This window comes from Arthrobacter sp. FW306-1B-F12A, from assembly GCF_058781865.1.
The window spans coordinates 1-25,573 of record NZ_JBYSXD010000044.1 but is presented as its reverse complement, the minus strand read 5'-3'; the positions used below and the strand labels follow the sequence as shown (position 1 = coordinate 25,573).

The window sequence follows — 25,573 nt, the reverse complement described above, 5'->3', positions numbered from 1 at the left end:
TGGAGCTGTGAACCCGATCGCGAGCCCGATACCCGTCACTGTGGTCGGTGCGCCGCCGGAATGGTGGCAGATCGTTGGCGCGCTCAGCCCGCTCGCTGTCCTTGTCGCGGCGATGGTCGCCGCGATCGTAGGCCTCCTGTCCCTGCGGCAGAAGGCGCGCGCGGATGACAGGTCCGAGTGGTGGCGCCGCGCCCAATGGGCCCTCGACGCGTCCCTGTCCCGCAGCCGCTCCGAAGCCGAAATGGGCCAGAAAGCCATCGAAATTCTGGGCCACAGCGAACTCGCGTCACGGGAGGAACTCTCGCTCCTCAAAGTCGGCACTGAGGACGCGCTCCTGGCAGCCGCCACGGCGTCCGAACCCCGCGCCGTCGTCCCCTCACAGCGTCCTGCCTCGGTGGGCGCCGAGGACCGCAAGGTGCAGATCGCCGCTGCCAAGGCCAGGGTCTTGCTAGATAAGCGGCTCGGTGAGGACACTCCAGGCTGGATCGTCGCCCTATCCCGGGAGAAGTCCGAGTAGGTCCTACTCTGCCACCGCGGGCTTTTTCTTCTGCGGATACGGGGTCTCCTGGCGCGCCAACATCTCGACAAAGCCAGCGATCTTCCTGGCCCGCGTCTCCGCCTTCTTCACCGAGTTGGTGCGGTAGATCAGGGAATAGCGGTTGACCGCGGTCAGCACATCGAACATCGCCTGGGCTTCGGGAACCGCGGCGATGGCGGCGGCGAGGTCCTCGGGGACTTCCGCGTCCGCTTGGCCCACATAGGCAGCTTCCCAACGACCGTCGGCCTTGGCGCTGTCGACGGCGGCCCAGCCGGCCGGAGCCATCTTGCCTTCAGTTTCCAAACGGGCAATGTGCCCCACGTTCCGCTTGGACCATGGGCTTTTGGGGCCGCGGCGGGTCATGCGCTGGTAGACGCTTTCGTCGTCGCGCCTTCTGCCTTGGCCGTCGATCCAGCCGAAGCAAAGCGCTTCATCCAAGGCCGCGGCGTAATCGAGTTCCGTCACGTTGCCGCCCTTCTTGTGCAGCACGAGCCACACGCCCGGGCTATCGGCGCCGTTCTTTTCGAGCCAGGACCGCCACTCGGCAGCATCTTTGACGATCAGTTCTTCAAGTTCAACAGCCATGGCCCCATTCTGGTGCCAGCTAGGCTGTGGCGAAAGCCCACTGACTTCACGCCCAACCCTCGCTCACCTATATGGGCCCTTACCCCGACGCTCGCTCACGTATATCGGCCTTTCCGGAAACGCTCGCTCAGATCATCTGAGCGGGGGATCCCGAGTTTGGCCACATACGTGAGCGAGCGTCGCCCGATTCGACGACATAAGTGAGCGAGCGTGCAGGAGTTTGGCTCGACGCAATCCTAGCTGTCTGATTCGTACGGCATGGAACAGCACGGGATGGGGTAGAACTTAACCATGAGTGTTCGTACCCCTGACCCGTACTCCGGCTGGCTTTCCGATGAAGACCTCTTCGAAGCCCGCGGCCGCCTCCCCATGGTTTACGTGGAGGCGGTTCCCGTGCGTCTGGATCCGCTCGGATTCGTCAACGAGGTAGGCACCCTTCTGCAAGGCGACGCTGACGGCACCATGGTCCGTTCCTTCGTGTCCGGCCGCGTGCTGTATCGCGAAACTATCCGGGCCGCGCTGTTGCGCCACATGGAAAAGGACCTCGGCCCGCTGGCCTTCCCGCAATTGCCCGTCAGTCCCGTGCCGTTCACGGTGGCCGAGTACTTCCCGGCACCGTCGCAGACCGGCTTCACGGACGACCGCCAACACGCCGTGTCCCTTGTTTACGTCATCCCCGTGACGGGCGAGTGCGAACCTCGCCAGGACGCCCTCGAGCTGACGTGGATGACTCCGCAGGAAATCCTCAGCGACGACGTCCAGCAGGAATTCAGCGGCGGCCGCGGCAATCTGGTGCGCCAGGCTCTGGCCTTCGCCGGCGTCGGACAGTAGCCCGCGCAGTTAGTAGCGGCAGCGCGGGTAATAGCCGCCTCCCCGATTTGCTCGGTGGGGTTTTATAGACTGTTGGGCGGACCCCAAGAGAACCAAAGGACTTCCGATGACTCACAGCCCAGCCGACCAGCAGTACCGTGAAAAGCAGGCTGGGGCCCTGCAAATCGGGGACTACCTGTTCCTCCCTGGTGATGGTCCCGCGGAGCAAATCACCCAGATCGAGCTCGAACACGACGATTTTGGCGTGCCCGCGCTCATCCTTGTGACCACGCTCGACGGCGGGAACGTGCGGATCGCGATCGGGTCCAGCGTTCCGGTGGGCGAAGCGACCGCCATCCCGGACGTCGCCGACACGCCGCTCGCCGAAGTTCCGGCCCCGCTCGCCGAAGAGCCGGCCCTGGAGCCGGATACTAGCGACGCGCCCGACGGCGGTACCTCCGACGGCGGCGACGCGCCCGCGGAAGCCGTTCCCGCCGTCGTCGTGCCTCCTTTGCCTCCGGTGGCACCGACTGTCAGCCGGCCGGCGGGGCCGGATCCCGCGCAGCTCGCCCTGATCCCCGAACCGACAGACTCTCCCGAGAACATCGTGGGCGCCGCTGGCGAAGCCCACCCCGGCCGGAATGGGGTCGCGGTGCTGAGCGAGCGCCTCGTGAAGGGCATCAATACGAAGTCGGGAAGCTGCCTGCGGGACCTGAGCGACCTGGCCCACGACCTTTTCATCGAGCTGCGGGATCCGGACCGCGCCCTCGCGGTGGCCGATATTCTCAATGTGCTCCCCTACGACGGAAACCGCGACCGGTGGATGTCCGTTGAACGTTCCCTCGCACTTTCCAGCTTCATTTGCCGTGAGCTCGGCCAAACGGAACGCGCGGCAGTCTACGATCAACTCCTGCAAGCCCCGGACACCGTGGAGACAGACCCGTTCAAGGCCCGGATCGCCGCCAAAGTTCGGCAGCGCGGGCTCAACGAACCGAACCTCTACGACAAGGAAATCTTCCGCTCCATCGACAACGGCAACCGCGATGCCGAGCGCGAATGGCGGCTGCTCCGGCTCGAAACCCTGCTGTTCCTCCGCTCGCACGGCGGCTCGAACACGCTGGGCGTGGGGGAACTCGATCACCGGATCGCGAACGAACTCGAGGCCGTGCGGGCGTAGGCGCTATCGGAGGATTTCGCAAGACCTGTCGCGTTCGCGCCAACGGCGGTAGATTCGGGCCATGACGAACAATCTGAGCGTTGTTGTTAATGCCGACGCGCAGCAAGTTTGGACTTCGCTGCGCGAACCGTCGCTCGTGGCTCAATGGCACGGCTGGGAGGCCGACGAACTCGGCGACGAAATCAACCAGATCTACTTCAGCACCGACGTGGTCGAGGGTCCCGACCACACAAGCCTCACTGTGAACGGCGGCGACGTCTTCGAGCTCACCCCGGTCAGCGGAGGCACCGAGGTCCGCGTGACGCGGGCAGCCCTGGACCATGATTCCGAATGGGCCGCGTGGGACGAAGACATCACCCAGGGCTGGCTGACGTTCCTGCACCAGCTCCGATTCGCCCTGGAACGCCATCCGCACGGGCACCGGCGCACGCATTTTGTCTCCCTGCCTGGCGGCAGCGGATCCGGGATCCAGAAACTTGGACTGGCCGACGTCCCGGCACCTGGCGAGGAATACTCGCTCACGCTACCCACGGGCGAGGCCCTCTCCGGCAAGGTCTGGTTCCGGAGCAACCACCAGGTGGGCCTCACCGTCCACAGTTACGCGGAACATGGCGACGGGCTGCTGATTGTGGCTGACCAGCCGGTGATTCCGGAGAAGAGGCCCGACGGCGGCACGATCGTGATCGCTTCGACCTACGACCTGGGCGCGGCCAGCCTGGACTCGATCCGCTCCCACTGGGACAGCTGGAAGGCTGAGAACTACCCCACAGAGGTGCATTCGCACTGACGATTCACGCTCCGGGGCTGGCAGACTGTAACGGTGCCAGCCGATTCTTCCGTGCCCCATTCCGGGTCTAACTCCGAGTCCGATCCGTCCACGCTCGCAGCTGCCCAGCAGTCCGCGTTTTCCTTCGAGGTGGGTGCGCGGCTCAGCGAAACGCGCCCGCCGTCGTCGGGCTTCTTGAACGCCGACGGCGGCAGCCGTCACGACGGCGGCCAGCGCGGAGAGTTCCTGGGCCGCACCGGCACCATCACCACCCCGCACGGCCAGATCCAGACGCCCGCGTTCATCGCCGTCGGGACGAAAGCCACTGTCAAAGCCGTTCTGCCCGAATCCATGAAGGAGCTCGGCGCGCAGGCTTTGCTGGCCAACGCCTACCACCTGTATCTGCAGCCAGGGCCGGAGATCCTCGACGCGGCGGGCGGTCTTGGCGCCTTCATGAACTGGGACGGACCCACATTCACGGACTCGGGCGGATTCCAGGTGATGAGCCTCGGCTCGGGGTTCAAGAAGGTCATCGACATGACCTCCGTGGATGCGTCGGGGCCAGACGATGCCGTGGCCCCTGGCAAGGAGCGGCTGGCGCACGTGGATGAGGACGGCGTCTGGTTCAAGTCGCACTTGAACGGGGACAGGCACCGTTTCTCGCCGGAGATCTCCATGCGGGTGCAGCACCAGATCGGCGCAGACATTATGTTCGCCTTCGACGAGCTGACCACCCTGCAGAATTCCCGCGGCTACCAGGAGGAATCCCTGGAGCGCACACGTCGTTGGGCCGAGCGCTGCGTGGTGGAGCATGAGAGGCTGACGGCGGAGCGGGTGGGCAAGCCCTACCAAGCCCTGTTCGGCGTCATCCAGGGGGCGCAGTACGAGGACCTCCGCCGCAAGGCCTGCCGGGATCTTGGTGGGATGCCCTTTGACGGTTTCGGCATCGGCGGTGCACTGGAGAAGGAGAACCTCGGCACCATTGTGCGTTGGTGCAACGAGGAACTTCCCGAGAACAAGCCCCGCCACCTCCTGGGCATCTCCGAGCCGGACGATATCTTCACGTCCATCGAAAACGGTGCCGACACCTTCGATTGCGTCTCCCCCACCCGCGTGGCCCGCAACTCGGCGTTTTATACTCCGTCCGGTCGGTTCAACCTTTCCGGGGCCCGCTACAAATCGGATTTCGGACCCTTGCAGGACGGTTGCGATTGCTACACCTGCGCCAACTATTCGCGCGCGTATATCCACCACCTGTACAAGGCCCATGAACTGCTCTCGCACACGCTCATCTCCATCCACAACGAGCGCTTCGTGGTGAAGATGGTGGACGACGCCCGCTTGGCCATCGAATCCGGGGACTTCTTCGAGTTCAAGGCCGAGACGTTGGGGCGGTACTACTCATAGGGTCCCGGTCGCTTCCCGGCGAGGCGACCTGCCGTCGTCGTCGAGATCGCGCCGGGGAGCCCCTCAGGGGCGGTCGGCCGTCACCACGCCGATCACCAGCAGCACCACATTGAGCACGACGGCGGGCGTCACCAAAACCTCCGGCGCGTTGAACAGCATGCCCAAGGCCAAAGGCGCCAGGGCGAAGAGGCACAGCACGTAGCCCCGGATCCTGGTTCCCAGCATGGCGGGTCCGCTCCGCCCAAGCTGCATCAGGTACACGAGCTTGGTCAGGTCTTCCTGCTGGCGGAAGGCTCGTCGCAGCATCCCCGCGCCCAAACCGCCTCCCGCCGCCGCACCCAGGACGAGGAGCTCCACCCGGAAGCCGCCCGCCAGCACGAAGAATCCGGCAGCCGCCGTCGTCCACAAACCCATCAGCATGACCGGCAGCGCGACGTGGACCCAGCGCGAAGCTGTCCTCGAAATCGGGAGGAGGGCGTCGAGGCTGGGGGCCATGCGCAATTGCCAAAGGGGCCCTGCCGCCGCTGTGGACGAGAAGATCGCCGCGGCAAGCAGCACGGGAAGCAGGATGACGGGCGAATCGAATGTCCGGACCAGCCCGGTCAGGGGAACGACGGCGAGACCCAGGCCCCAGCGCCACAGCCGGCCGGGTTGCCGGGCGAGTACAGTTGCCTCCGCGTGGAAGAGCGCGCCTGCTGCGGTGCTGGGCGTGCCGGGGAGCTTGACCCGGCTCCGTTTGCCGCCGCTGGAAAGCGAGGCACTGAGTTCCCCGGTGTCCATGAGCGTCAGTGCAGCCTGAACATGTCCCCTCGCGGACCCGGCTTTGAGCAGCGATGTCGTGCGGACGCTGGAAAGCTTGTTCCGCATCCCGAGCGCCGCCGCAACCAAAGCGACAGCAGGGGCAACGGCGAAGATCCAGTTCCCCTGCAGCGTCCCGAACAGCATCGCGCCGAGTGCGGCCGAAGCAGCCGCCAACAGCCAGTTCATCGGCCTACCTTGCCCGGCCGCCGCCCGTGAACGCGTCTGGGCGAACGCGGCCAGCGCGAGAATAGCGGCACCTGTCAGTGCCCCTGCCAGGACCCGTCCGGCAAACACCATCGCGTTCGAACCGCTGATGACTGCTACCGGGATGGTGGCGAGGGCTCCGACGACGGCGGCAGCCGAGACTGCGCGACGCAATCCTCGGGCTAGAAGCGGCTCGCGGTCGATAGCCAGCGAGTACCACCAGTGCCGCTGATTCGCCGTGATGGCGAGTGGCCCGAGCCTGCCCGCCACCCAATAGGCCGCGAGACCCAAGAGCCCGAACCCAACCACCAGGCCGTATTCAACGGGGACCACGCCGTAGCCGACCGAAATCAGGTGGCCGCCGAAGCCATGCTCCGCTGCGGCAGTGAGCCCGTTGAGGAGGCCAATCGCGTAAATCAGGCCGACGCCGAACGTCAGGAACTGGATGTACAGTTCGTTGAGCCTGGAAAGCAAGGACTGGCCCCGCGGGCGAATCACCTTTCGAGTGGCACGCTCCGGGTCGAAGTCCACGAACTCCGGCTGCGCTACGGCAGCAGTGGACAAGCTCACCGGCGAATCCTTGCCACAGCCTCGTCCGTACTGACCACGCGCGCACCGCCGTCGTCGACTATTACCGCCCGGGTGCACGCCGCTTGGGCGACGTCCGCATCGTGCGTGACCATGACGACGGCGGCACTCTTCCTGGCAGTCCGGGCGATCCGCTGCGCAAGCAGGCCACGCATGCGGGTATCGAGCCGCTGCTCCGGTTCGTCCAGGACAAGCAGTTCGAAGGGCCGGATGAATGCCGAGGCGAGGAGGAGTTTGCGGCGCTGTCCGGAGGAAAGCTGATCGGGAAAGGCATCGGCGGCGGTTTGAAGCTCGAAGAAGCCGATCTCTTCCTCCACAGCCCCGTCGGGGTTGGCGAGGCCATGCCCACGGGCCACCAAGGAAAGGTGCTCACGGACCGTGAGTGAATCGAAGTAGGCATCCTCGTCCAGCAGCACCGAGACCTTGCTGCGGAAGAGGGCCGAGCGGTCGTCCGGCATCAAGCCAAGAACGTGGGCATCGCCCTCAATGGCGGCCTGGGCGCCAATCATCGTGCGCAGCAGGGTGGACTTGCCGGCACCGTTTTCGCCCACCATCCCGAGCACTTGCCCGGCGAAAACCTCGACGTCGAGCGGCCCGCACACAGCATGCTCGCCATAGCCTGCAACAAGATTCTCGGCCGTCAGAACGGCGCTTCCCAGCTTCATCCTCTGAAACTACCGGACTTCCCTGCGGTTCCCCTGAGCCGACGGCCGGACGCCCGCTCACATAAATGCCGTCCCGGCCCGACGCCCGCTCACATAAATGCCGTCCCGGCCCGACGCCCGCTCACATAAATCGCGTCCCGGCCGGACGCCCGCTCACATAAATCGCGTCCCGGCCCGACGCCCGCTCACATAAATGCCGTCCTGGATTTCCTGCTCAGGCCCAGTAGCTGGGCTCGCGCTTCTTGATCCAGCCAATGACCAAGGACGTCACCGGCACGAGGATGTACTGGACGCCGACCTTGTACACGAAGCCAACCAGCACGTAGTTGACGAAGCTTCCGAAGTCCGTAATGCCAATGACCGACGCCGCGATGCTGCAGAAGATAAGCGTGTCGACGAATTCGCCGACCCCGGACGAGCCCATGAGCCGGGCCCAGAGAGTTCTCTCACCCGAACGGGCTTTCATCTTGACCAGGATCAGGGAGTTGATTGTCTGGCCGGCCAGGAATGCGAGAAGGGAAGCAAGGACGATCTGGGGAACCGGCCCCAGTGCGCCTTCGATGGCGGCCTGCTTGGCGTTGCCATAGTCGTCATTGAAACCCGGCAGCGCGATGATGATCCAGTAGCAGAGCGATGCGAATGCTGACAGCGCGAACGAGGTGATGATCGCTTTGCGGGCAACCTTGAATCCATAGATCTCGCTCATGACATCGCCAAGAATGTAGGCAAGCGGGAAGAGGAAGAATCCGCCATCGGTGATGATCGGACCGAAGACGACGCCTTTGGCAGCGCCAATATTGGACAGGATCAGCACGACGGCCATGCATGCCAGCATGATGCCAAAGTACGGGGAGCCTATCGACGCGAAGCGCGGCGCGGGTTTACTGAGGGTCTGGGATTCTGGTGCTGACGTCATAGCTTGTCCGTTCATAGTGGTTCGCGCAGGCGGCTGGAGTAAGCACGGCGCCCCGCTGTATTAGCACTGGTGGTGGACCCGCCTGCAAACCGCGGAGCCTTCCCCATTCTCGCATCGGGGAATCGAGAATTGTCAGGCGAACTCGCCACCGCCCAGGACGCGTGTCACCCCAGGTGAGCGAGCGTCCGGCCCAAATCCAACATAAGCGAGCGAGCGTCCGGCCCAAACCCAACATAAGCGAGCGAGCGTCCGGCCCAAACCCAACATAAGCGAGCGAGCGTCGGGGTCGCCCCGGACCCGTTCGACCCCCTCTGGCGGGGCGGCGCGGGGTACGGCAAGCTTGGTCGAAGACCAGCAGAGCGGCGGGATACGGAACGGAGCGAGGGACGCACATGGCAGCGAACTTTGACACGGTGGACGACTACATCGCGGCGCAACCCGGCGAGGTGCAACCCATCCTTCACGAGGTCCGACGGCGGGCCCTGGCAGCAGTGCCCGGAGCCGCGGACAGGATCAGTTACGGGATCCCCACCATCACGCTCGACGGCCACTACGTCGTGTATTTCGCGGCGTGGAAGCACCACATTTCCGTCTATCCAGTGCCCGACGGCGGCGAGGACTTCGAGCGCGAAATCGCCCCGTTCCGGGCGGCCAAGGGGACGTTGAAATTCCCCCTCGGGAAGCCTATGCCGTACGAGATCATCGAAGAGGTGGCGACGCTGCTGTCAGAGCGCGAGAGGCGACGGGGCGGGTACTGACAATCGGCCTGGGCAGGGGTACGGTACAGCCATGCGCCGCGATGAGCTTGAGCACGCCATCCGGGCCGCCACGGATGTCATCCACGGCGACCGGGTGATCGTGATCGGCAGCCAGTCCATTCTGGGATCGTTCACGGAGGACCAATTACCTGCCACGATCACTATGTCGGATGCCGTCGACATCGCGCCGTTTTCCGACGACGACGCCGGCACGCTCGCGGACAGCATCGACTCTGTGCTTGGCGAGTGGTCGCCTTTCCACAAGGAGTTCGGGTTCTATGTACAAGCGGCCGAAAGGGAGACCGCGGTGCTCCCGGAGGACTGGGAGTACCGCCTTGTCGGCGTGCGCAATGAGCGGACCCGAAACAGCACCGGGCTTTGCCTGGACCCTTACGATCTCTGCGCGGCGAAGCTCATTGCTGCACGCCCCAAAGACCACGCGTTCGTTCTTGCACTCATCGAGTCATCCCTCATCGAGCGCGTCCGGCTCGTGGACAGAATCAGGCTGATAGACCCATCCGAGCCTCGACGGGATGCGGCTTTGTCTTGGGCCATGTCCGTTTGACTCGGCCCCGGCCGGCCCAAACCCGTCCGAAACCGAAGGAGCTAGGTAATGACCAAGGTAGTGGCGTTCATGTCGATGTCCCTCGACGGCTACGTGGCCGATCTCGAGGACGGCGTTGACGAGGTCTTCGACTGGTACTTCGCAGGCGACGTCGACGTCCCTACCTTCAATCCGGGCTTCACGTTCCATGTTTCCGAATCGAGCGCTGAACACCTACGGGCTTTGATGGGCGAGGTAGGCGCGATGCTCACCGGGAGACGCACCTCCGACCGCGCCGACGCTTGGGGCGGCCAGCACCCGTTCGGCGTGCCTGCGTATGTGGTGACGCATCAGATGCCGGAGGGGTGGCCCCGCCTCGACACGGCGGTGCATTTCGTCACCGACGGACTGGAAAGCGCCGTCGCGCAGGCAAAGGCCGCTGCCGGCGACAAGATCGTCGGCATGCACGGGCCGGACACCATTCGGCAGTGCCTCGATGCCGGCCTGCTGGACGAAATCCGCGTCGATCTGGTTCCGCTGCTGCTCGGATCCGGTATCCGGATGTTCGACCGCGTTGGGAACGCGCCGCTCACTTTGGGCAACCCGACCGTCGTCGAGGGTGTGGGTGTCACGCACTTGAGCTACCCGGTCCTCAAGGAGTAGACCCCAAAAGCCCCGCACGAAACTACCCCGAGTGCGCCTCCAGGAACGCGTACACCTCGGTCTCGTCGACGCCGGGGAACGCGCCCGGCGGCATGGCGGCCAGCAGGTGCGAGTGGGCGCGGGCGGACGGCCAGGCGTTGCCTGCCCAGGATGAAGCCAACGACGCCGGCGGGCGCTTGCAGCAGTTCGGGTCCGGGCACGTCGAGGTAGCCCGCGCCGTCGTCTCCCTCCCGCGGAACCACTTCACGTGCTGGTACGGAACACCGATGCTGAGCGAGAACTCTCCCGCCGCCGATCGCTCCGTGCGCGCCGTGCACCAGTAGGTGCCGGAGACGGTGTCGGTGTATTGGCTGTAGGCGCTGAACTTGTCCGGAACGTCGAACACGGCACGCGAAGTCCAGGCTTTGCACGCCGGTTGGCCCTCAATGGCGCCGGTATGGTCCTGGGGGAAGGCCACGCCGTCGTTCTCGTAGGCCTTGTAGATGATGCCGCTCTGGTGTGTCTTCTGGAAGTGGGTGGTGATGCCCAGGTGTTTCGTCGCGAGGTTGGTGAAGCGGTGTGCAGCGGTTTCGTAGGAGACGGCGAAGGCGTCGCGGATGTCCTCCACCGCGATCTCCTTGGCGGCCTTCGCCTTCTGCAGGAACTCCAGGGTGGCGTTCTCGGGCAGGAGGAGAGCCGCGGCGAAGTAGTTCGTCGCGACCCGCTGGGCCAGGAAGTCGCCGTAGTTCTTGGGTGTCTCGTGGCCCAGGACGTAGTGTCCCAGGGCCTGCAGGAGGACCGAACGGGGATCGTGGTCCTGCCGTTGGCTCTGTGTGAGATAAATTCGGTGATTCTTTAGATCGGTCACTGAACGGGTGGAATGGGGCAGGTCGCCCACGTGGTGGAGCGTGAATCCGAGGTGGTCCGCGATGTCCGCAATGACGTGCTGGCTCAAGGGCCCGGTCGTGTATCCAACGCCTTTGAGGACCTTCTGCGCCTCGGCCTCGTACTCCGGAAAATAGTTGCCGCGCTCGCGCATCATGGCACGCAGTTCGCCGTTCGCCCGGCGAGCCTCTTCCGGCGTCGCGACCTGCTCGTTGAGCTTGCGTTCAAGCTCCTGCAGGAGGCCCACTTGCGACTCGAGAACATCGAGTGGAAGCCGCGAGCTGACACGGATTTTCGGCAGGTTCAACGACTCGTACAGGGGCCCGCGCTGGTACCGTTCGAGCTCGATTTCCAAGGCCGCCCGGCGGCTGGGCGGTTCCGCTCCGAGCAGCTGTTCGATGCCGACATTCAGTGCCGCCGCGAGCTGCTTCAGCAGGCCCAGTTTGGGCTCGCGCTTGCCGTTCTCAATGAGGCTCAGCTGGCTCGGGGCGGTCCCGACGGCGGCACTCACGTCGTCGAGGGTCAGTCCGGCCTGCTTGCGCAGATACCGCACGCGGCGGCCCAGGCTGATGACGTCCAGTTCGGCGGTGGAAGCGGACGACGACGGCGGCGGTACTTCGCGGTTCCAGCTCACAGGTGGCATTTCTTGAGGATACGCGAAGAAGTGCATTTCTTTCCATGGTTTTTATCTAGAAAGCCCCGTGGAAGTGCTGAAAAGTAATAACCACGAAGTCCCGGTCGATCTGAAATGCAAAGGCGCAGCGAAGATCGGCCGGGGCGACATACACAGCAAAACGCCACAGTAGCGTCAAAGGAGACAGAACAATGACCGCAGCATTTGAACCAGGGCAGCCCACCTCCGCTCAGCAGCAGGCCGCCGCACTGGAGCTCGAATGGGCTGCCAACCCGCGTTGGGAAGGCGTCACCCGCGATTACTCGGCCACCGACGTCGTCCGCCTCCGCGGCCGCGTCTCCGAAGAACACACCCTGGCCAGGCGCGGCTCCGAGAAGCTGTGGAAGCAGCTCACGGAAGAGGCTAAGACCGGCGGTTACACCAACGCCCTCGGTGCGCTGACCGGCAACCAGGCGGTGCAGCAGGTCAAGGCCGGGCTGCGGGCCATCTACCTTTCCGGATGGCAGGTCGCGGCCGACGCCAACAACTCCGGCCACACCTACCCGGACCAGTCGCTGTACCCGGCGAACTCGGTCCCCACCGTCGTCCGCCGCATCAACAACGCCCTGCTCCGCGCCGACCAGATCGAATTCTCCGAAGGCATCCAGACCGTCGAGGACTGGCTGGTCCCGATCGTCGCCGACGCCGAAGCCGGTTTCGGCGGCCCGCTGAACGCCTACGAACTCATGAAATCCATGATCCAGGCCGGCGCCGCGGGCGTGCACTGGGAAGACCAGCTCGCGTCCGAGAAGAAGTGCGGCCACCTCGGCGGCAAGGTGCTCATCCCCACCCAACAGCACGTCCGGACCCTGAACGCCGCCCGCCTCGCGGCCGACGTCGCGGGCACACCGTCGGTGATCATCGCCCGCACCGACGCCGAGGCAGCCACCCTGATCACCTCCGACGTCGACGAGCGCGATCAGGAATTCATCACCGGTGAACGGACCGCTGAGGGCTTCTACAAGGTCCGCAACGGCATCGAGCCCTGCATCGCCCGCGCCAAGGCCTACGCACCCTATTCGGACCTCATCTGGATGGAAACGGGCACCCCGGACCTCGAACTCGCCCGCAAGTTCGCCGAGTCCGTCAAGTCCGAGTTCCCGGACCAGATGCTCTCCTACAACTGCTCCCCGTCGTTCAACTGGCGCAAGCACCTGGACGACGCCACCATCGCCAAGTTCCAGCGTGAACTCGGCGCCATGGGCTTCACCTTCCAGTTCATCACCCTGGCCGGCTTCCACGCCCTGAACTACTCGATGTTCGACCTCGCCCACGGTTACGCCCGCGAAGGCATGAGCGCTTACGTCGAACTCCAGGAAAAGGAATTCGCCTCCGAGTCCCGCGGCTACACCGCAACCAAGCACCAGCGCGAAGTCGGCACCGGCTACTTCGACGACATCGCAACTGCGCTCAACCCGAACGCATCCACCCTGGCCCTGGTGGGATCCACCGAAGAAGGCCAGTTCCACTAACCTCCCGACGGCGGGCCGCTGCCCCAGCGGTGCGGCCGACAAAGGCAATCCTCCGCGTGCTATTCCCCATCCCCGTCCTGTGGCCTCGCAAAGCTCGGCCGAGGACGGGGACAGGGCCCCTTTTACGCACGCTTCCGGATCACCTTCGCCGACCTTGCGGCGCTTGGCGACTGGCGCACGAGGCCGAAGAGTCCGGTATTGCGGCAGCCTGCGTAAAAGGGGCCCCGGTTCCGGGTCCGTCCTCGCTCAGCGAGGTCGGACCCGGAAACGGGGAATAGCAGGCAGAGCAATGCCGGTCCGAAGGCCGGAGCCAGCCACGCACCGTATCGAACCCAGCTAGGCCCGCCGTCGAACATTTGCTTCTCTGAGGAGAGATTGAAATGAACAGCTTCACCGACAATTACACGATCAACGGCATCACGCTGACCGCACAGCCCATCCACCGGCAGAACGAGGTTCTTACGCCGGACGCCCTGGAATTCGTGGCAGCCCTGCACCGCGCGACGGCGGAGCGCCGCCAGGAGCTGATGCAGGCAAGGCACGCCCGCCGCGGCCAGATCGCGAGCGGACAGGATCCCCGGTTCCTCCCGGAGACGGCGGACATCCGGAATGATCCGAACTGGCGGGTCGCTCCCCCGGCACCCGGCCTCGAAGACCGACGCGTGGAAATCACCGGGCCCGTGGACCGGAAGATGACCATCAACGCGCTCAACTCCGGCGCCAAGGTGTGGCTGGCAGACATGGAAGACTCCTCCACCCCCACGTGGCGCAACGTCATCCAGGGCCAGCTGAACCTCACCGATGCCTTGGAACGCCGCATCGACTTCACCTCACCGGAGGGCAAGGAATACAAGCTCCGTGCCGCCGAAGAACTGCCCACCATCGTGGTGCGGCCGCGCGGCTGGCATCTGCCGGAGAAGCACATGCTCATCGACGGGAAGCCCGTTGCCGGTGGCGTGGTCGATTTCGGCCTGTTTTTCTTCCACAACGCCCGCCGCCTGCTCGCACAGGGCAAGGGCCCGTACTTCTACCTGCCCAAGATCGAGAACCACCTCGAGGCCCGGCTCTGGAACGACATCTTCATCCTGGCCCAGGACCTGCTCGGCATCCCGCAGGGCACCATCCGCGCCACGGTACTGATCGAGACCATCACCGCCGCGTTCGAAATGGAGGAGATCCTTTACGAGCTGCGCGATCACGCCTCGGGCCTGAACGCCGGCCGCTGGGACTACATCTTCTCCGTGATCAAGAACTTCCGCACCCGCGGGCCCCGCTTCGTGCTCCCGGACCGCGCCCAGGTCTCCATGACCCAGCCCTTCATGCGCTCCTACACCGAGCAGCTCGTCCGGGCGTGCCACCGGCGCGGCGCCATGGCGATCGGCGGCATGGCCGCAGCCGTTCCCAACCGCAAGGACGAGGCCGCCAACACGGCAGCGTTCGAAAAGGTCCGCGCGGACAAGACCCGCGAAGCCGGCGACGGCTTCGACGGCTCCTGGGTGGCCCACCCGGACCTGGTTCCGGTGTGCCGCGAAGTGTTCGACGGCGTACTCGGCGAGCGTCCGAACCAACTGGACCGCTCACGCGAGGACGTCACCCCCGACGACCGCGCCCTGATCGATGTCGCCTCCACCACGGGCACCATCACCGAGACCGGCATCCGGAACAACATCGAGGTGGGCATCCGCTACATCGAGTCCTGGCTGCGCGGCAACGGCGCCGTGGCCATCCACAACCTCATGGAGGACGCAGCCACGGCGGAGATCTCCCGTTCACAGCTCTGGCAGTGGATCTACTCGCACGCCATCACCGACACCGGTGAAGTCATCACCCGCGAGTGGATCAACGACCTCCTGGACGAAGAGTTCGCCCGCCTGGAACGCTTCGACGACGACCGCTTCAACGATGCCCGCAGCATTTTCGAGGAAGTCACCCTCGCCGAGGAGTTCCCCACTTTCCTAACCATCCCGGCCTACGCCCGCTACCTCACGGAAGCCCGCGAGGAAGCCACCAAGGAAGAACTCGTCGCCGCTTGAACCCGTAGATAAAGCCCCCGCCGCTGGGCTGCCTGCACTCTTCGCAACAAGTGACCCCGATGGTCGGGGCGGCAGCCCAGCGACGGAACCCCTTCATCAACACGTGCGAACTGGCAGCAGATGACTTTGCCGCTTGGGAACGGTCATCTGCTGCCAATTCGCGCGGGGTTAAGGGACGACGGCGGCGCGCACTTAGCGCTGCCGGGCCACCCAGCGCACCGAGAGGGTGGTGCAGATGCAGAATGCGGTGACCGATCCGAGGATCACCAGGAGCGGCACGGTCCAGCTGCCGGAGATGCCGTGCACGTAGCCGATGACGGTCGGAGCCAAGGCCGCGAAGCAGTAGCCGATCCCCTGCACGACGGCGGACATCTTGCCTGCCGAAGCTTGGTCGCGCGCGAACTTGATGATGGCGATGAAGATGACCGTGATGCCGCCGCCCTGCGCTACTCCACCGAGGGACGACCATAGCCACCACCAGCCCGGGGCCAGCAACAAGCCCAAGGGCACCGTGAGCCATAAGGCACCCAAGGTGGCCGCCACCGCCGTCGTACTGGCGAAACGGGCGAGCAGCGGCACGCCGAGCCCACCGACTATCGCGAAAATCTGGAAGAGCGATGATCCCGCGCCGGCTTGTGCTGTGCCCATGCCCAGCTCGTCGGCCAGGAAGCTCGGGAGCCATGCGGTCACGCCGTAGTACGAGAAGGCCTGGCCGGCGAAGCCCAGCGTCAGGCCCGCCGTCAGCCAGCCAACCCCGGAGGCGCCGCCCGCTCGTGAGCCGCCGGCGGCGGGCACAGCAGCGGGAACGAAAGCTTGCCGGGCGCCGACTGTGGGAATCCAGAACAGGATGGCCGCGAGGGCCAGCAGGGCACTCGCGGCGAGGGCAAGACGCCATCCCACGAGTTCCGCGAGCGGGGCCGTGGCCACCGAAGTCAGGAAGGACCCGATGTTCAGCGCTGCTGTGTAGACACCCATGGCGGTTGCCTGGCGTCGCGGTGCGAAGTCCCGGCGGATGATGAGCGGCACGGCGATGTTGCCGATCGTGATGGCGAGGCCGATAAGGACCGTACCCACCATGACCGGAGCACCGCCGCCGCTGGAGCGGATCACGACGCCGGCCAGCACACCCACAAGAGTGAGCATCACAGCGAATTCGGCGCCGAGCCTGCGTCCGGCCATAGAGGCCAGCGGGGCGGCGAGCGAGAAGCAAAGCACGGGAATGCCCGTCAGCAACCCGAGTTCCACGGGGGAAAATCCAAGATCCCGTTTGAGGGAATCCACCACCGGCGCCACCGCGACGAAGGGTCCCCGCATGTTGAGGGCGATGAGGCCTATGCACGCAAGGATCAGCCAACCTCGGGGGACCTTGGCGAGGAATGGACCGGTCATGGGGCGCACTGCAAGGCGGGGAAAGTAGGCATCACCTTCATTGCTATCACGCCTCCACGGCGCGAACTGGCAGGCGATGACCCCAAAATCCGCGGCAAGGGTCATTTGCTGCCAGTTCGCGCGGGGGGTTAAAAGCCCGTCAGCCGGTTGCTTGGAGCGTGGCTTCAATCACTGCCGGAGACAAAACGTGCTGGGTAACCATCTGGCTCGCACCGAGGATCGCGGCCTGGTCGCCCGCCATCGAGATGCCGATGCGCAGGTGCGAGGTGGCCAAGGGAAGGGAACGCCGGTAGACAACTTCGCGGATGCCGGCCACGAGGTGCTCGCCGGCCTCCCCCATGCTGCCGCCGATCACGATCATGGAGGGGTTGAGCAAATTGACCACGGTTGCCAGGACATCGCCGACGTCGCGTCCGGCCTGCCGGAGTGCCTGGATGGCCTGGAGGTTTCCCTCGGCCACGAGCCGCAGCACGTCCCCGCCGTTGCTGGCCGGGAGTCCTTGGGCGTGCAGCTGGCGGGCGACGGCGGGTCCCGAGGCGAGTGCCTCGAGGCAGCCGTAGTTCCCGCAGCGGCAGAGCACGTCGTCGCCGCGGGGAACCCGGACGTGGCCGAGGTCCCCGGCCGTGCCGTTGGCGCCGCGCTGCAGCTCGCCGCTGCTGATAATGCCCGCGCCGATGCCCGTGGCGATCTTGATGAAGAGCAAATTGTCGTGGTCCGGCCAATACGCTGTGCGTTCGCCCAGTGCCATGATGTTGACGTCGTTGTCCACGAGGACCGGAACCGGCAGCGAGCGCTGCATGTAACGGACCACGTCGAATCCGTCCCAGCCGGGCATGATCGGCGGTTTGATCGGCCTGCCGGTGTCGTGTTCCACCGGACCGGGCAACCCGATGCCGATCCCGGCGAGGTCGTCAAGGCTGCGGCCGGCTTCGGTGAGAAGCTCCCGTCCTTCCGCCACCACCCTGCCGAGCACCACCTCGGGACCGTCTGCGACTTCCTGCGCGAGGCGGCGCTCGGCCAGGACTGTTCCACCGAGATCGGTGACCGCAACGATTACGTGCGTCGCTCCGACGTCGACCGCCAAGACAACGCGGGCCGCAGGGTTGAAGGCAAAGCGCGACGGCGGCCTGCCGCCACTGGAGCTTGCCTCGCCGGCGGGACCCACGAGTCCGGAGTTCATGAGGGCGTCGATGCGCGAGGCGACGGTGGAACGGGCCAGCCCGGTGGTGATGGCGAGTTCGGCGCGGGTCCGTGCCTGGCCGTCGCGAAGAAGCTGAAACAGGTCTCCTGCACGCGAAAGGCTCCCGGCGTCCTGTACGGAGCCGTCCTTGCCCGGGGCTTTTTCGGGTGCTGAAGTCATGCATCAGTGATAGCACGATTGCTTATGGCTGTCACGCAGCAAAAAGATTGTCGAATGATTTTCAACTTTTGCTTGCTCATCGACAAAAGTCGTCGTAGGTTGTTTGTGAGAAGGGTCACGTAGCCCACAAAGCCACGCTGAAACTCAGAGACTCCGTTTACGAAGAGGTAACTGATCTTGTCCAGCCACTCACAGGCAACACCGTTGGGATCACCAGACCCCCTCGGCGTCGGCATCCTTGGCGCCGGCCCGGTCACCCAAGCAATCCACCTTCCTTCCCTGGCCCGGCTCCGGAACATCCTGGAAGTCCGCCACATCATGGACGTCGACTCCGCGGTTGCCGAATCGGTCGCAGCACGCGTCGGCGCCAAACACAGCACCAGCATTGACGCACTCCTGGGCGATCCCGACGTCGACATCGTCGCCATCTGCAGCCCCCACCAGTTCCACGCGGACCAAGTGATCGCCGCGTGCCGCGCGGGAAAGAAGGCCGTCCTCTGCGAAAAGCCCTTCGCCATGAGCGGCGAGGAGGCTGCCCGGATTTCGGCGGTCAGCGCGGAAACCGGCGTGCCGATCATCGTGGGCGCCATGCACACCTTCGATCCAGGCTGGCTCGCAGCCGAAGCCAACTGGGGCGATCTCCCCGAGAACGTCCACACCATCCGTTCTTCCATCGTTCTCCCGCCCAACGCCCGGTTCGAAGATTTCGCCACCGAAATCATTACCCGGCCAGCCAGCGGCAACCCTGACTACAGCGATATCGAGGTCATCAAGAACTTCCTGCGGGGCGGCATCATGGGCCTCGCCATCCACGACCTTCCGCTCGTCCGCCGCTTCACGCCGGATTTCGAAGACCTCGAGGTGCTGCAGGCGCGCCACGTGCGCCCCTTCGGTTACGTGATTTCGCTTCGTTCTGGAAAACCGGGCGCAGGTGACCGGATCATCGAACTCAGGGCAGCCATGAACAAAACCTGGAAGCCGGAATGGGTCTTCGAAGCGATCTCGGACGACGCAGCCCTTCGCGTGGACTTCACTCCTTCCTATGTACAGGCGGGTTCCGCGGTCGCAACCATCACCCGCGGAACCACAAGGACCACCTACGGACCGTTCGAGCACAACGGCTACGAGGGCGAATGGCGCGAACTCGCCCAACTGGCCCTCGGAACCAAGCAACCGCCGTCGGCCGAAAGCCTCATCAATGACCTCACCTTCGCGATAGCCATTGCCGACGCCACGGTGGACCTCGCGGCGGCGGAGCACGCAAACAGCCATGCAGGAGCCCGCTCATGAGCACCCAGTACACGGTCACTGCTACCCCGCAGGCGGAAGAGAGCGGCTCCGTAGCACTCGCGGTGGCTTCTCTTCCAGCGAGCTTCGGCCCGGTAGCAGCCGGGGAGGCCGCACGGATTTCCGCCATCGACGGCGCCGCGGGCTGGACCACCGAGGCCATCAAGGCGATCGACGGCGGAGCGTCGGGCATCGTCGTCGTCAACCCGGTCCCGGAAAACACCGCCGCCCTGCTCGACGCCGCTGAAGCGTCCGGCGTCGCGGTGGTCCTGGACCAGCGCTGGGCATCCAGCCCGGGTCTCGCCGGAGCCGAAGACGCCGTCCGCACGGTAGCCGGCCGCGCCGCCATGCTGGACACCGTCGCGACGGCCGCGGCAGGAACGGATCCGGAACGGCTGCTCACCGAGCACCTCGCCGCCGTCGTACGCGTCACAGGGCAACTGGACGCGCTTCGCCTCTTGCGCCGCGGCGCGCACGGCTACGCGGTTTCCGGGCGGCTCGCCAACGGAGCTCCGGTTTCGCTCCAAGGCGTGCTGAGCAACTCCCGGGCCGCCGGCGTCGACTTCCGCCTGTATACCGACGACGGCGGTGTCAGCATTGCGGTCCCGGAACCGCTTGCCGCCTGGCCGGCAGAAGTCCGCGCTACCGGGCAACAGGGGGAAATCCTCCTGCCAACGCTTTACGAATCCGCCCACCGCACCACCTGGCGCCGGCTCAAGGAACACCTCGACGCCGGTACTCTCCCCTCCGATCTGGCTGGCTTTGCGCGGCTGACGGAATCCATCGCGCACCTCTCCTGAACCTGCACCTCTCCTTAAACACGCAACCAGCACCATCGAGCGCAACAGAGCACCAAGCAATCATTAGCCTTCTCGACGACGAGCCGGACCGCACCAAACGCGAAGACCACGCAGCGGTCCCGAAAGGAATCATCATGAATGTTCAGTCCGAAGCCAGCCGCAATTTCTCCCGCAGGGGTTTCCTCGGCCTCACGGCGGCAGCAGCGGCTGTCCCCCTGCTCGCAGCCTGCGGAGGCGGCTCCAGCTCAAGCTCCAGCGCCGGTGGCGCGATCAAGTTCTGGGACATGCCATGGGGCACCCCGGCCTACAATGACGCCGCCAAGAAGATTGCAGAGAGCTACGTACCCACAGGCAGCAACGGCAAGGCCAGCTACCAGATCATCCAGTGGAACAACTTCTATCAGACCTTTTCCTCGGCCATCGCGTCCAAGACCGGGCCTGCGGTATCCACCGGTGGCGGTTTCCAGGCCTTCCAGTTCGAGCAGCAGGGCCAGATCGCCTACGCAGACAAGGTCATCGAGGCGCTCAAGAAGAACGGTCAGTTCGACGACTTCCTGCCGGGCGTGCTGGAGCCCTTCAAGACGGACAAGGGCTACGTCGCCGTTCCGTGGCAGCTGGACATGCGCCCGCTGTGGTACCGCAAGTCCCTCTTCGACCAGGCCGGCGTGGCGGTTCCGACCGACTGGCCCAGCCTGCTCGAGGCAGGCAAGAAGCTCAAGTCCATCGGTGCGGTCGGCTTCGCTACGGGTTCCGGCGCGGGCAACAACATCGGCAACCACTTGATGATCATGATGATGATCAACAACGGCGGTGGCGTCTTCACCAAGGACGGCCAGTTGGACGTCATGAACGACCGCAACGTCGAAGCCATTGAATTCCTGCTCGAGCTGGTCTCCAACGGCGTCGTCGACCCCGCGGCGGTCAGCTACACCACGGACAACCTCGATGCGCAGTGGAAGAGCAAGAAGGCTGCCTTCGGCATGTATGTGCTGGGCCTGCCGCAGCGCGTGGGGGACACCTCCGGAGACCTCCTGGTGGCAAGCCCGATGGCCGGTCCGCACGGCGACAAAGCAGCGTTGGTGTTCCCGAACAACATCATGATGTACAAGAACACCCCCTCCCAGGAGTCTTCCGAGGCCTTCCTGACCTACTACCTGGGCCAGGTCAAGGAGCTGTGGCGCCAGAAGCTGATGAACGGACTGCCGGTCTTCAAGTCCATCACTGAACTTCCCGAGTTTGCCGGCGATCCCAACAACGTCAAGATCGTCAAGGAATACCAGCCCATCGCGAAGACCTTCGCCGCGCAAGGCACCTCTCTCAACGCCAACCTCGCTGTCCTGGACGGCGGCCAGGCACTCAACCAGTTCACCCAGACCATCCTGACCGGAAAGACCGACGCCAAGACTGCACTCACGGCCTTCAAGACCGGCCTCGAATCCGTCATCAAGAAGTAAAGCCGTCGCCATGTCAACCACCACAACACAGTCCGGCCTCGCCCGGGCCCGTCGGGGACTCGCTCCCGGCGGGTCCGGCGGCGGGTCCGTAAACCGCAAGAGCAAACTGTCGGGGCAGACCAAGCGGACGTTCTTCTGGCTCCTGTTGCCCTCGATCGTCCTGCTCATCCTGATCAACGGCTACCCGCTGATCTACGCCGGCGTGCAGGCAACCCACGACGGCTCCCTCATCGACACCGGCAACTTCGTCGGCGTCGACAACTTCGCCACCGTCCTGTCTTCGCCCGCCTTCTGGAAGGCCGCACAGTTCACGCTGTGGTTCACGATCGTGGGCGTCTTCGGCTCCTGGCTGGTGGGCCTGGGCCTGGCACTGCTCCTGCGCACCAAGATCCCGGCGGGCGGCACCTTCAAGGTCCTGCTCCTCCTGCCCTGGGTGGTGCCGATCGTCGTGTCCTCCACCGCTTGGAACTGGCTCGTCGCCACCCCGGACAGCCTCATCCCCTCCATCTTCCGCAACCTCGGACTCGGCACACCGCTGTTCCTGGCCGACCCGCTCCTCGCCGCCGTCATGGTCATGGTCTTCAAGGTCTGGGTCAGCTTCCCCTTCATGATGATGATGATCTCCGCCGCCCTGGCCTCCGTGGACACCACCGTCTACGAAGCCGCCAGCATGGACGGCGCCAGCAAGTGGCAGCAGTTCACCCAGATCACCCTGCCGATGATCGCCCGCTCCACGTACATCAGCTGGATCCTGATGACGATCTTCTGCGTCAACGACTTCCCCACCATCTACCTGCTCACCGGCGGCGGCCCCGTCGACGCCACGACCTCCCTCGTGGTCCTGGCCTACCGCAGCGTCTTCCAGGACTTCCAGACCGGTCCCGGCGTCGCGATCGCCTTCCTTATGACCCTCACCCTCGTCGTCGTGTCGGTCTTCCTGTACCGCCAGATCCGAAAGTCGAGCGTCGAATAATGAGCGCAGTACTCCACGCCCACCCCGAATCCGGACCCGCACTCGGTGTCGCGGGACCCGAGAAATCGCGCCGCGTCCTCTCCGAAGCAGGCATGCGCGGACGCTGGTGGCGGTTCGTCCTGATCCTTGCCATTACTGCGATCGTCCTCGTCCCGATCATGGTCACCGTCATCCTGGCCCTCACCCCGGGTCCGAACAGCACCGCTACCGGCCTGACGCTGGAAAACATCACCGGTGTCTTCTCCAAGACCCTCGCCAGCACCTGGTTGACCAACAGCCTCGTCACCACGCTTTCCACGGTGATCGTCGCCGTCGCCGTGGCCGCACCCGCCGGGTACGTCCTCTCCCGCGGCCGCTCGAAAGCCGTCTCCGGCTACTCCCTGCTGCTGTTCGTTATGCAGTCGCTGCCGATCATCACCTCGGTGGTGCCGCTGTTCATCCTCTTCGCAGGCATGGGACTCGTGGACAATCTGCTCGGCCTGATCATCATCTACGTCGGCTCGACAATGACCGTGGCCACGTGGATGATGGCGGCATACTTCGATTCCATCCCGGTCAGCCTCGAGGAGGCCTCGTGGATCGACGGCTGCTCCGTGTTCGGATCGTTCACGAAGGTGGTGCTGCGCAACTCCCTGCCCGGCATCCTGTCCACCGCGATCTTCGCCTTCCTCCTGGCCTGGAACGACTATCTCGTCGCGATCGTGTTCCTGCGCTCCAACGAGATCTTTACCCTGCCGGTGGGCGTGCAGTCCTTCTTCCAGCAGAACATGACCGACTGGTCCGGCGTCATGGCCCTCGCCGTCGTCATGATGCTCCCGCCCATCATCGTTTTCGCCACGCTGAACAAGTACTTCAGCGTCGGCGGCATCGGCGGATCCCTCGCCGGACGATAACCGAACCTTTTCACGCAACTGACAACGCAAAGGAAAACCATGTCTTACTCCATCCAGCTGTACACCCTGCGCAATGCCATCCAGGAAGACCTGCCGGGCACCATCAAGAAGGTTGCCGAGATCGGTTACACGCAGGTTGAACCTTACAATTTCGTGGCCACGGCGAAGGAGCTCGGCGCCGCGTTGAAGGAGAACGGCCTCACGGCCCCGTCCGGCCACGCGCCGCTGCTGAGCCAGGACCAGGACGAGATCTTCGCCGCCGCCAAGGAACTGGGCATCTCCACGGTCATCGACCCGTACCTGCCTGCCGAGCACTGGCAGAACGCCGGGGACATCCAGGCCACCGCTGCCAAGCTCAACGCCGCAGCCAAGAAGGGCGCCGAATACGGCATCCGCGTCGGCTACCACAACCACGCCTGGGAACTGGAGTCCATCATCGAGGGCCAGACAGCCCTGGAGTACTTCGAAGGCCTCCTCGACCCGGAACTGGTCCTGGAAGTGGACACCTACTGGGCATCCGTCGGTGGCCAGAACCCGGTGGAACTGCTCGCCCGCCTCGGTGACCGCGTGAAATTCATCCACATCAAGGACGGCCCCGGCACCACCGACACCAAGGCCCAGCAGCCTGCCGGCCAGGGCACCATCCCGGTGCTCGACGTCGTTGCTGCCGCCACGTCCCTGGAAGTGGGCGTCGTGGAGTTCGACGACTACGCCGGAGACATCTTCGAAGGCATCGCCCAGAGCCTCGCCTTCCTCCAGAACAACGCAGCACAGGACGTGAACGCATGAGCGCCGCAACGCACCAGTCCACCCCATCCGCCCGCCGGGGACCCGTTGGCGTCGCCGTCATCGGCGCGGGCAACATCAGCAAGGCCTACCTGGACAACCTGACGGTCTTCCCGGACCTGAAGGTCCACGTCATCGCGGACCTGTTCGAGGAAGCCGCGGAGGCACGGGCCAAGGAGTACGGCATCCCCGAGTTCGGTTCGCCGGAGCTGGCGCTCAACCATCCCGACGTCGAGATCATCGTGAACCTGACCATCCCGGCCGCGCACGTCGAGGTGGCCACGGCCGCCGTGAACGCCGGCAAGCACGTCTGGACCGAGAAGCCGTTCTCCCTGGACCGCGAATCCGGTTTGGCCCTGTTGAAGACGGCCGACGCGGCGGGGATCCGCCTGGGCTGCGCACCGGACACCTTCCTGGGCGCCGGACTGCAGACCGCCCGAAGGATCATCGAACGCGGCGACATCGGCACCCCGCTGACCGCCCTGACCATGTTCCAGACCCCCGGCCCCGAATCCTGGCACCCGAACCCGTCCTTCCTCTTCGCCCACGGCGCAGGCCCGCTCTTCGACATGGGCCCGTACTATGTCACCGCCCTGGTCCAAGCGTTCGGCTCGGTCCGCAAGGTCGCCGCCGTCGGATCCAAAGCCAAGGACGTCCGCGTGGTCGGTTCCGGACCCAAGGCCGGCGAGGAATTCCCCGTCGAGGTCCCCACCCACGTCTCGGCCATGCTGCAGTTCGAAGGGGGCGCGTCCTCGCACAGTGTCTTCAGCTTCGAATCCCCCCGCCTGCGGATGGGCTTCGTGGAGATCACCGGCACCGAGGGCACCCTCGAGCTGCCGGATCCGAACTACTTCGACGGCGACCTCAAGCTCTGGCGCGCCGGGGCCGAGGAAGCGGAAATCATTCCCGCGACGGGACCGGTCAACGGCCGCGGGATGGGCGTGCTGGACATGGCCCGGTCCCTGCGCGCCGGTGTCCCGCACCGCGCCCAGGGAGCCCTGGCCTACCACGTGGTAGATACCCTGGTCTCCATTTCCGAGTCCGCCGAAACCGGCACCTTTGTAGGCGTCGACAGCTCCGCCGTGACCTCCCAGGCCCTCCCCGAGGACTGGGACCCGATGGCCGCCACCCTCTAGGAATCCCTCATGACCAGCTCCGCCCCTACCC

24 protein-coding genes are annotated in these 25,573 nt (G+C 65.1%); 17 read left to right on the top strand and 7 right to left on the bottom strand.

Annotated elements, in window-relative coordinates; genetic code table 11:
* Positions 1-7: 7 nt before the first annotated feature.
* Positions 8-517, top strand: a complete 510-nt coding sequence (locus AC3WJU_RS17800; protein ID WP_306963289.1) for a hypothetical protein — start codon at positions 8-10, stop codon at positions 515-517.
* A 3-nt stretch (positions 518-520) separates the two neighbouring features.
* Here AC3WJU_RS17800 and AC3WJU_RS17795 read toward each other — a convergent pair whose 3' ends face one another.
* Positions 521-1,123 carry a YdeI/OmpD-associated family protein gene (locus tag AC3WJU_RS17795; RefSeq protein ID WP_492260486.1) on the bottom strand — a complete coding sequence of 201 codons (603 nt, stop codon included), beginning with the start codon at positions 1,121-1,123 and terminating at the stop codon, positions 521-523.
* 291 nt (positions 1,124-1,414) lie between these two features.
* Between AC3WJU_RS17795 and AC3WJU_RS17790 the strand changes: the two genes are divergently transcribed.
* The 4 genes from AC3WJU_RS17790 (at position 1,415) to tgt (ending at position 5,283) form a co-directional block, all read left to right on the top strand.
* Positions 1,415-1,954 carry an NUDIX hydrolase family protein gene (locus AC3WJU_RS17790; RefSeq protein WP_059388553.1) on the top strand — a complete coding sequence of 180 codons (540 nt, stop codon included), beginning with the start codon at positions 1,415-1,417 and terminating at the stop codon, positions 1,952-1,954.
* A 106-nt stretch (positions 1,955-2,060) separates the two neighbouring features.
* A complete protein-coding gene (locus tag AC3WJU_RS17785) occupies positions 2,061-3,110 on the top strand; it encodes a DUF6707 family protein (RefSeq protein ID WP_492260485.1) in 1,050 nt (349 codons plus the stop codon).
* A 61-nt stretch (positions 3,111-3,171) separates the two neighbouring features.
* A complete protein-coding gene (locus AC3WJU_RS17780; RefSeq protein WP_059388552.1) occupies positions 3,172-3,897 on the top strand; it encodes an SRPBCC family protein in 726 nt (241 codons plus the stop codon).
* A gap of 51 nt (positions 3,898-3,948) precedes the next feature.
* On the top strand, positions 3,949-5,283 hold the full coding sequence (gene tgt, locus AC3WJU_RS17775; RefSeq protein ID WP_332602641.1) for a tRNA guanosine(34) transglycosylase Tgt: 1,335 nt from the start codon (positions 3,949-3,951) through the stop codon (positions 5,281-5,283).
* Between the two features lie 63 nt (positions 5,284-5,346).
* Here the strand turns inward: tgt and AC3WJU_RS17770 are convergent, their stop codons facing one another.
* The 3 genes from AC3WJU_RS17770 to AC3WJU_RS17760 form a co-directional block, all read right to left on the bottom strand.
* The gene (locus AC3WJU_RS17770) at positions 5,347-6,858 is read right to left on the bottom strand and encodes a DUF6297 family protein (protein WP_492260484.1); all 1,512 of its coding nucleotides are present in this window, start codon (positions 6,856-6,858) and stop codon (positions 5,347-5,349) included.
* Positions 6,855-7,541, bottom strand: coding sequence for an ABC transporter ATP-binding protein (locus tag AC3WJU_RS17765; RefSeq protein WP_492260483.1), 687 nt, complete (start codon positions 7,539-7,541; stop codon positions 6,855-6,857). Before AC3WJU_RS17765 ends, AC3WJU_RS17770 begins: the two co-directional genes overlap by 4 nt.
* Positions 7,542-7,755: 214 nt before the next feature.
* A complete protein-coding gene (locus tag AC3WJU_RS17760; protein WP_059388549.1) occupies positions 7,756-8,457 on the bottom strand; it encodes a queuosine precursor transporter in 702 nt (233 codons plus the stop codon).
* 392 nt (positions 8,458-8,849) lie between these two features.
* Here AC3WJU_RS17760 and AC3WJU_RS17755 point away from each other — a divergent pair, with 392 nt between their 5' ends.
* From AC3WJU_RS17755 to AC3WJU_RS17745, 3 genes are read left to right on the top strand one after another with little or no spacing between them, the layout of a single operon-like run.
* Entirely contained in the window at positions 8,850-9,215 is a 366-nt protein-coding gene (locus AC3WJU_RS17755) for an iron chaperone (protein ID WP_441432907.1), read from the top strand.
* A gap of 31 nt (positions 9,216-9,246) precedes the next feature.
* Positions 9,247-9,780 (top strand): DUF6036 family nucleotidyltransferase, encoded by a 534-nt coding sequence (locus tag AC3WJU_RS17750; RefSeq protein WP_492260482.1) that lies wholly within the window; start codon positions 9,247-9,249, stop codon positions 9,778-9,780.
* A gap of 48 nt (positions 9,781-9,828) precedes the next feature.
* Positions 9,829-10,422 carry a dihydrofolate reductase family protein gene (locus AC3WJU_RS17745; RefSeq protein WP_492260481.1) on the top strand — a complete coding sequence of 198 codons (594 nt, stop codon included), beginning with the start codon at positions 9,829-9,831 and terminating at the stop codon, positions 10,420-10,422.
* Positions 10,423-10,444: 22 nt separating this feature from the next.
* Here the strand turns inward: AC3WJU_RS17745 and AC3WJU_RS17740 are convergent, their stop codons facing one another.
* Positions 10,445-11,956: an XRE family transcriptional regulator gene (locus tag AC3WJU_RS17740; RefSeq protein WP_306963277.1), complete on the bottom strand. Its 1,512-nt coding sequence runs from the start codon at positions 11,954-11,956 to the stop codon at positions 10,445-10,447.
* Positions 11,957-12,111: 155 nt separating this feature from the next.
* Between AC3WJU_RS17740 and aceA the strand changes: the two genes are divergently transcribed.
* Positions 12,112-13,431: an isocitrate lyase gene (gene aceA / locus AC3WJU_RS17735; RefSeq protein ID WP_390281768.1), complete on the top strand. Its 1,320-nt coding sequence runs from the start codon at positions 12,112-12,114 to the stop codon at positions 13,429-13,431.
* A 380-nt stretch (positions 13,432-13,811) separates the two neighbouring features.
* Positions 13,812-15,464 carry a malate synthase A gene (gene aceB / locus AC3WJU_RS17730; RefSeq protein WP_492260480.1) on the top strand — a complete coding sequence of 551 codons (1,653 nt, stop codon included), beginning with the start codon at positions 13,812-13,814 and terminating at the stop codon, positions 15,462-15,464.
* Positions 15,465-15,656: 192 nt separating this feature from the next.
* Here the strand turns inward: aceB and AC3WJU_RS17725 are convergent, their stop codons facing one another.
* Both AC3WJU_RS17725 and AC3WJU_RS17720 read right to left on the bottom strand, forming a co-directional pair.
* Complete coding sequence (locus AC3WJU_RS17725; protein ID WP_492260479.1) at positions 15,657-16,853, bottom strand: MFS transporter; 1,197 nt, start codon at positions 16,851-16,853, stop codon at positions 15,657-15,659.
* A gap of 139 nt (positions 16,854-16,992) precedes the next feature.
* Complete coding sequence (locus tag AC3WJU_RS17720; protein ID WP_284988674.1) at positions 16,993-18,213, bottom strand: ROK family transcriptional regulator; 1,221 nt, start codon at positions 18,211-18,213, stop codon at positions 16,993-16,995.
* A 204-nt stretch (positions 18,214-18,417) separates the two neighbouring features.
* Here AC3WJU_RS17720 and AC3WJU_RS17715 point away from each other — a divergent pair, with 204 nt between their 5' ends.
* From AC3WJU_RS17715 to AC3WJU_RS17685, 7 genes are all read left to right on the top strand, one after another.
* Positions 18,418-19,503, top strand: coding sequence for a Gfo/Idh/MocA family protein (locus tag AC3WJU_RS17715; RefSeq protein ID WP_492260478.1), 1,086 nt, complete (start codon positions 18,418-18,420; stop codon positions 19,501-19,503).
* The gene (locus tag AC3WJU_RS17710; RefSeq protein ID WP_441432915.1) at positions 19,500-20,300 is read left to right on the top strand and encodes a hypothetical protein; all 801 of its coding nucleotides are present in this window, start codon (positions 19,500-19,502) and stop codon (positions 20,298-20,300) included. The genes AC3WJU_RS17715 and AC3WJU_RS17710 overlap by 4 nt, the downstream gene beginning before the upstream one ends.
* Positions 20,301-20,434: 134 nt before the next feature.
* Positions 20,435-21,754, top strand: coding sequence for an ABC transporter substrate-binding protein (locus tag AC3WJU_RS17705; protein ID WP_284988671.1), 1,320 nt, complete (start codon positions 20,435-20,437; stop codon positions 21,752-21,754).
* A 10-nt stretch (positions 21,755-21,764) separates the two neighbouring features.
* A complete protein-coding gene (locus tag AC3WJU_RS17700; RefSeq protein WP_492260477.1) occupies positions 21,765-22,727 on the top strand; it encodes a carbohydrate ABC transporter permease in 963 nt (320 codons plus the stop codon).
* A complete protein-coding gene (locus AC3WJU_RS17695) occupies positions 22,727-23,620 on the top strand; it encodes a carbohydrate ABC transporter permease (protein ID WP_059388540.1) in 894 nt (297 codons plus the stop codon). The genes AC3WJU_RS17700 and AC3WJU_RS17695 overlap by 1 nt, the downstream gene beginning before the upstream one ends.
* Before the next feature lie 39 nt (positions 23,621-23,659).
* Positions 23,660-24,409 (top strand): sugar phosphate isomerase/epimerase family protein, encoded by a 750-nt coding sequence (locus AC3WJU_RS17690; RefSeq protein ID WP_284988670.1) that lies wholly within the window; start codon positions 23,660-23,662, stop codon positions 24,407-24,409.
* Positions 24,406-25,542 (top strand): Gfo/Idh/MocA family protein, encoded by a 1,137-nt coding sequence (locus AC3WJU_RS17685; RefSeq protein ID WP_284988669.1) that lies wholly within the window; start codon positions 24,406-24,408, stop codon positions 25,540-25,542. Before AC3WJU_RS17690 ends, AC3WJU_RS17685 begins: the two co-directional genes overlap by 4 nt.
* Positions 25,543-25,573: the final 31 nt, after the last annotated feature.

What these genes read in the sequence shown, in the direction of transcription:
- AC3WJU_RS17750 (WP_492260482.1), top strand. Translation starts at nt 9,247, where the DNA reads ATGCGCCGCGATGAGCTTGAGCACGCCATCCGGGCCGCCACGGATGTC.
- aceB (WP_492260480.1), top strand. Translation starts at nt 13,812, where the DNA reads ATGAACAGCTTCACCGACAATTACACGATCAACGGCATCACGCTGACC.
- AC3WJU_RS17780 (WP_059388552.1), top strand. Translation starts at nt 3,172, where the DNA reads ATGACGAACAATCTGAGCGTTGTTGTTAATGCCGACGCGCAGCAAGTT.
- AC3WJU_RS17685 (WP_284988669.1), top strand. Translation starts at nt 24,406, where the DNA reads ATGAGCGCCGCAACGCACCAGTCCACCCCATCCGCCCGCCGGGGACCC.
- AC3WJU_RS17725 (WP_492260479.1), bottom strand. Translation starts at nt 16,853, where the DNA reads ATGACCGGTCCATTCCTCGCCAAGGTCCCCCGAGGTTGGCTGATCCTT.
- AC3WJU_RS17700 (WP_492260477.1), top strand. Translation starts at nt 21,765, where the DNA reads ATGTCAACCACCACAACACAGTCCGGCCTCGCCCGGGCCCGTCGGGGA.
- AC3WJU_RS17795 (WP_492260486.1), bottom strand. Translation starts at nt 1,123, where the DNA reads ATGGCTGTTGAACTTGAAGAACTGATCGTCAAAGATGCTGCCGAGTGG.
- AC3WJU_RS17745 (WP_492260481.1), top strand. Translation starts at nt 9,829, where the DNA reads ATGACCAAGGTAGTGGCGTTCATGTCGATGTCCCTCGACGGCTACGTG.
- AC3WJU_RS17765 (WP_492260483.1), bottom strand. Translation starts at nt 7,541, where the DNA reads ATGAAGCTGGGAAGCGCCGTTCTGACGGCCGAGAATCTTGTTGCAGGC.
- AC3WJU_RS17720 (WP_284988674.1), bottom strand. Translation starts at nt 18,213, where the DNA reads ATGACTTCAGCACCCGAAAAAGCCCCGGGCAAGGACGGCTCCGTACAG.
- aceA (WP_390281768.1), top strand. Translation starts at nt 12,112, where the DNA reads ATGACCGCAGCATTTGAACCAGGGCAGCCCACCTCCGCTCAGCAGCAG.
- AC3WJU_RS17740 (WP_306963277.1), bottom strand. Translation starts at nt 11,956, where the DNA reads ATGCACTTCTTCGCGTATCCTCAAGAAATGCCACCTGTGAGCTGGAAC.
- AC3WJU_RS17760 (WP_059388549.1), bottom strand. Translation starts at nt 8,457, where the DNA reads ATGACGTCAGCACCAGAATCCCAGACCCTCAGTAAACCCGCGCCGCGC.
- AC3WJU_RS17785 (WP_492260485.1), top strand. Translation starts at nt 2,061, where the DNA reads ATGACTCACAGCCCAGCCGACCAGCAGTACCGTGAAAAGCAGGCTGGG.
- AC3WJU_RS17695 (WP_059388540.1), top strand. Translation starts at nt 22,727, where the DNA reads ATGAGCGCAGTACTCCACGCCCACCCCGAATCCGGACCCGCACTCGGT.
- AC3WJU_RS17705 (WP_284988671.1), top strand. Translation starts at nt 20,435, where the DNA reads ATGAATGTTCAGTCCGAAGCCAGCCGCAATTTCTCCCGCAGGGGTTTC.
- AC3WJU_RS17710 (WP_441432915.1), top strand. Translation starts at nt 19,500, where the DNA reads ATGAGCACCCAGTACACGGTCACTGCTACCCCGCAGGCGGAAGAGAGC.
- AC3WJU_RS17790 (WP_059388553.1), top strand. Translation starts at nt 1,415, where the DNA reads ATGAGTGTTCGTACCCCTGACCCGTACTCCGGCTGGCTTTCCGATGAA.
- AC3WJU_RS17755 (WP_441432907.1), top strand. Translation starts at nt 8,850, where the DNA reads ATGGCAGCGAACTTTGACACGGTGGACGACTACATCGCGGCGCAACCC.
- AC3WJU_RS17690 (WP_284988670.1), top strand. Translation starts at nt 23,660, where the DNA reads ATGTCTTACTCCATCCAGCTGTACACCCTGCGCAATGCCATCCAGGAA.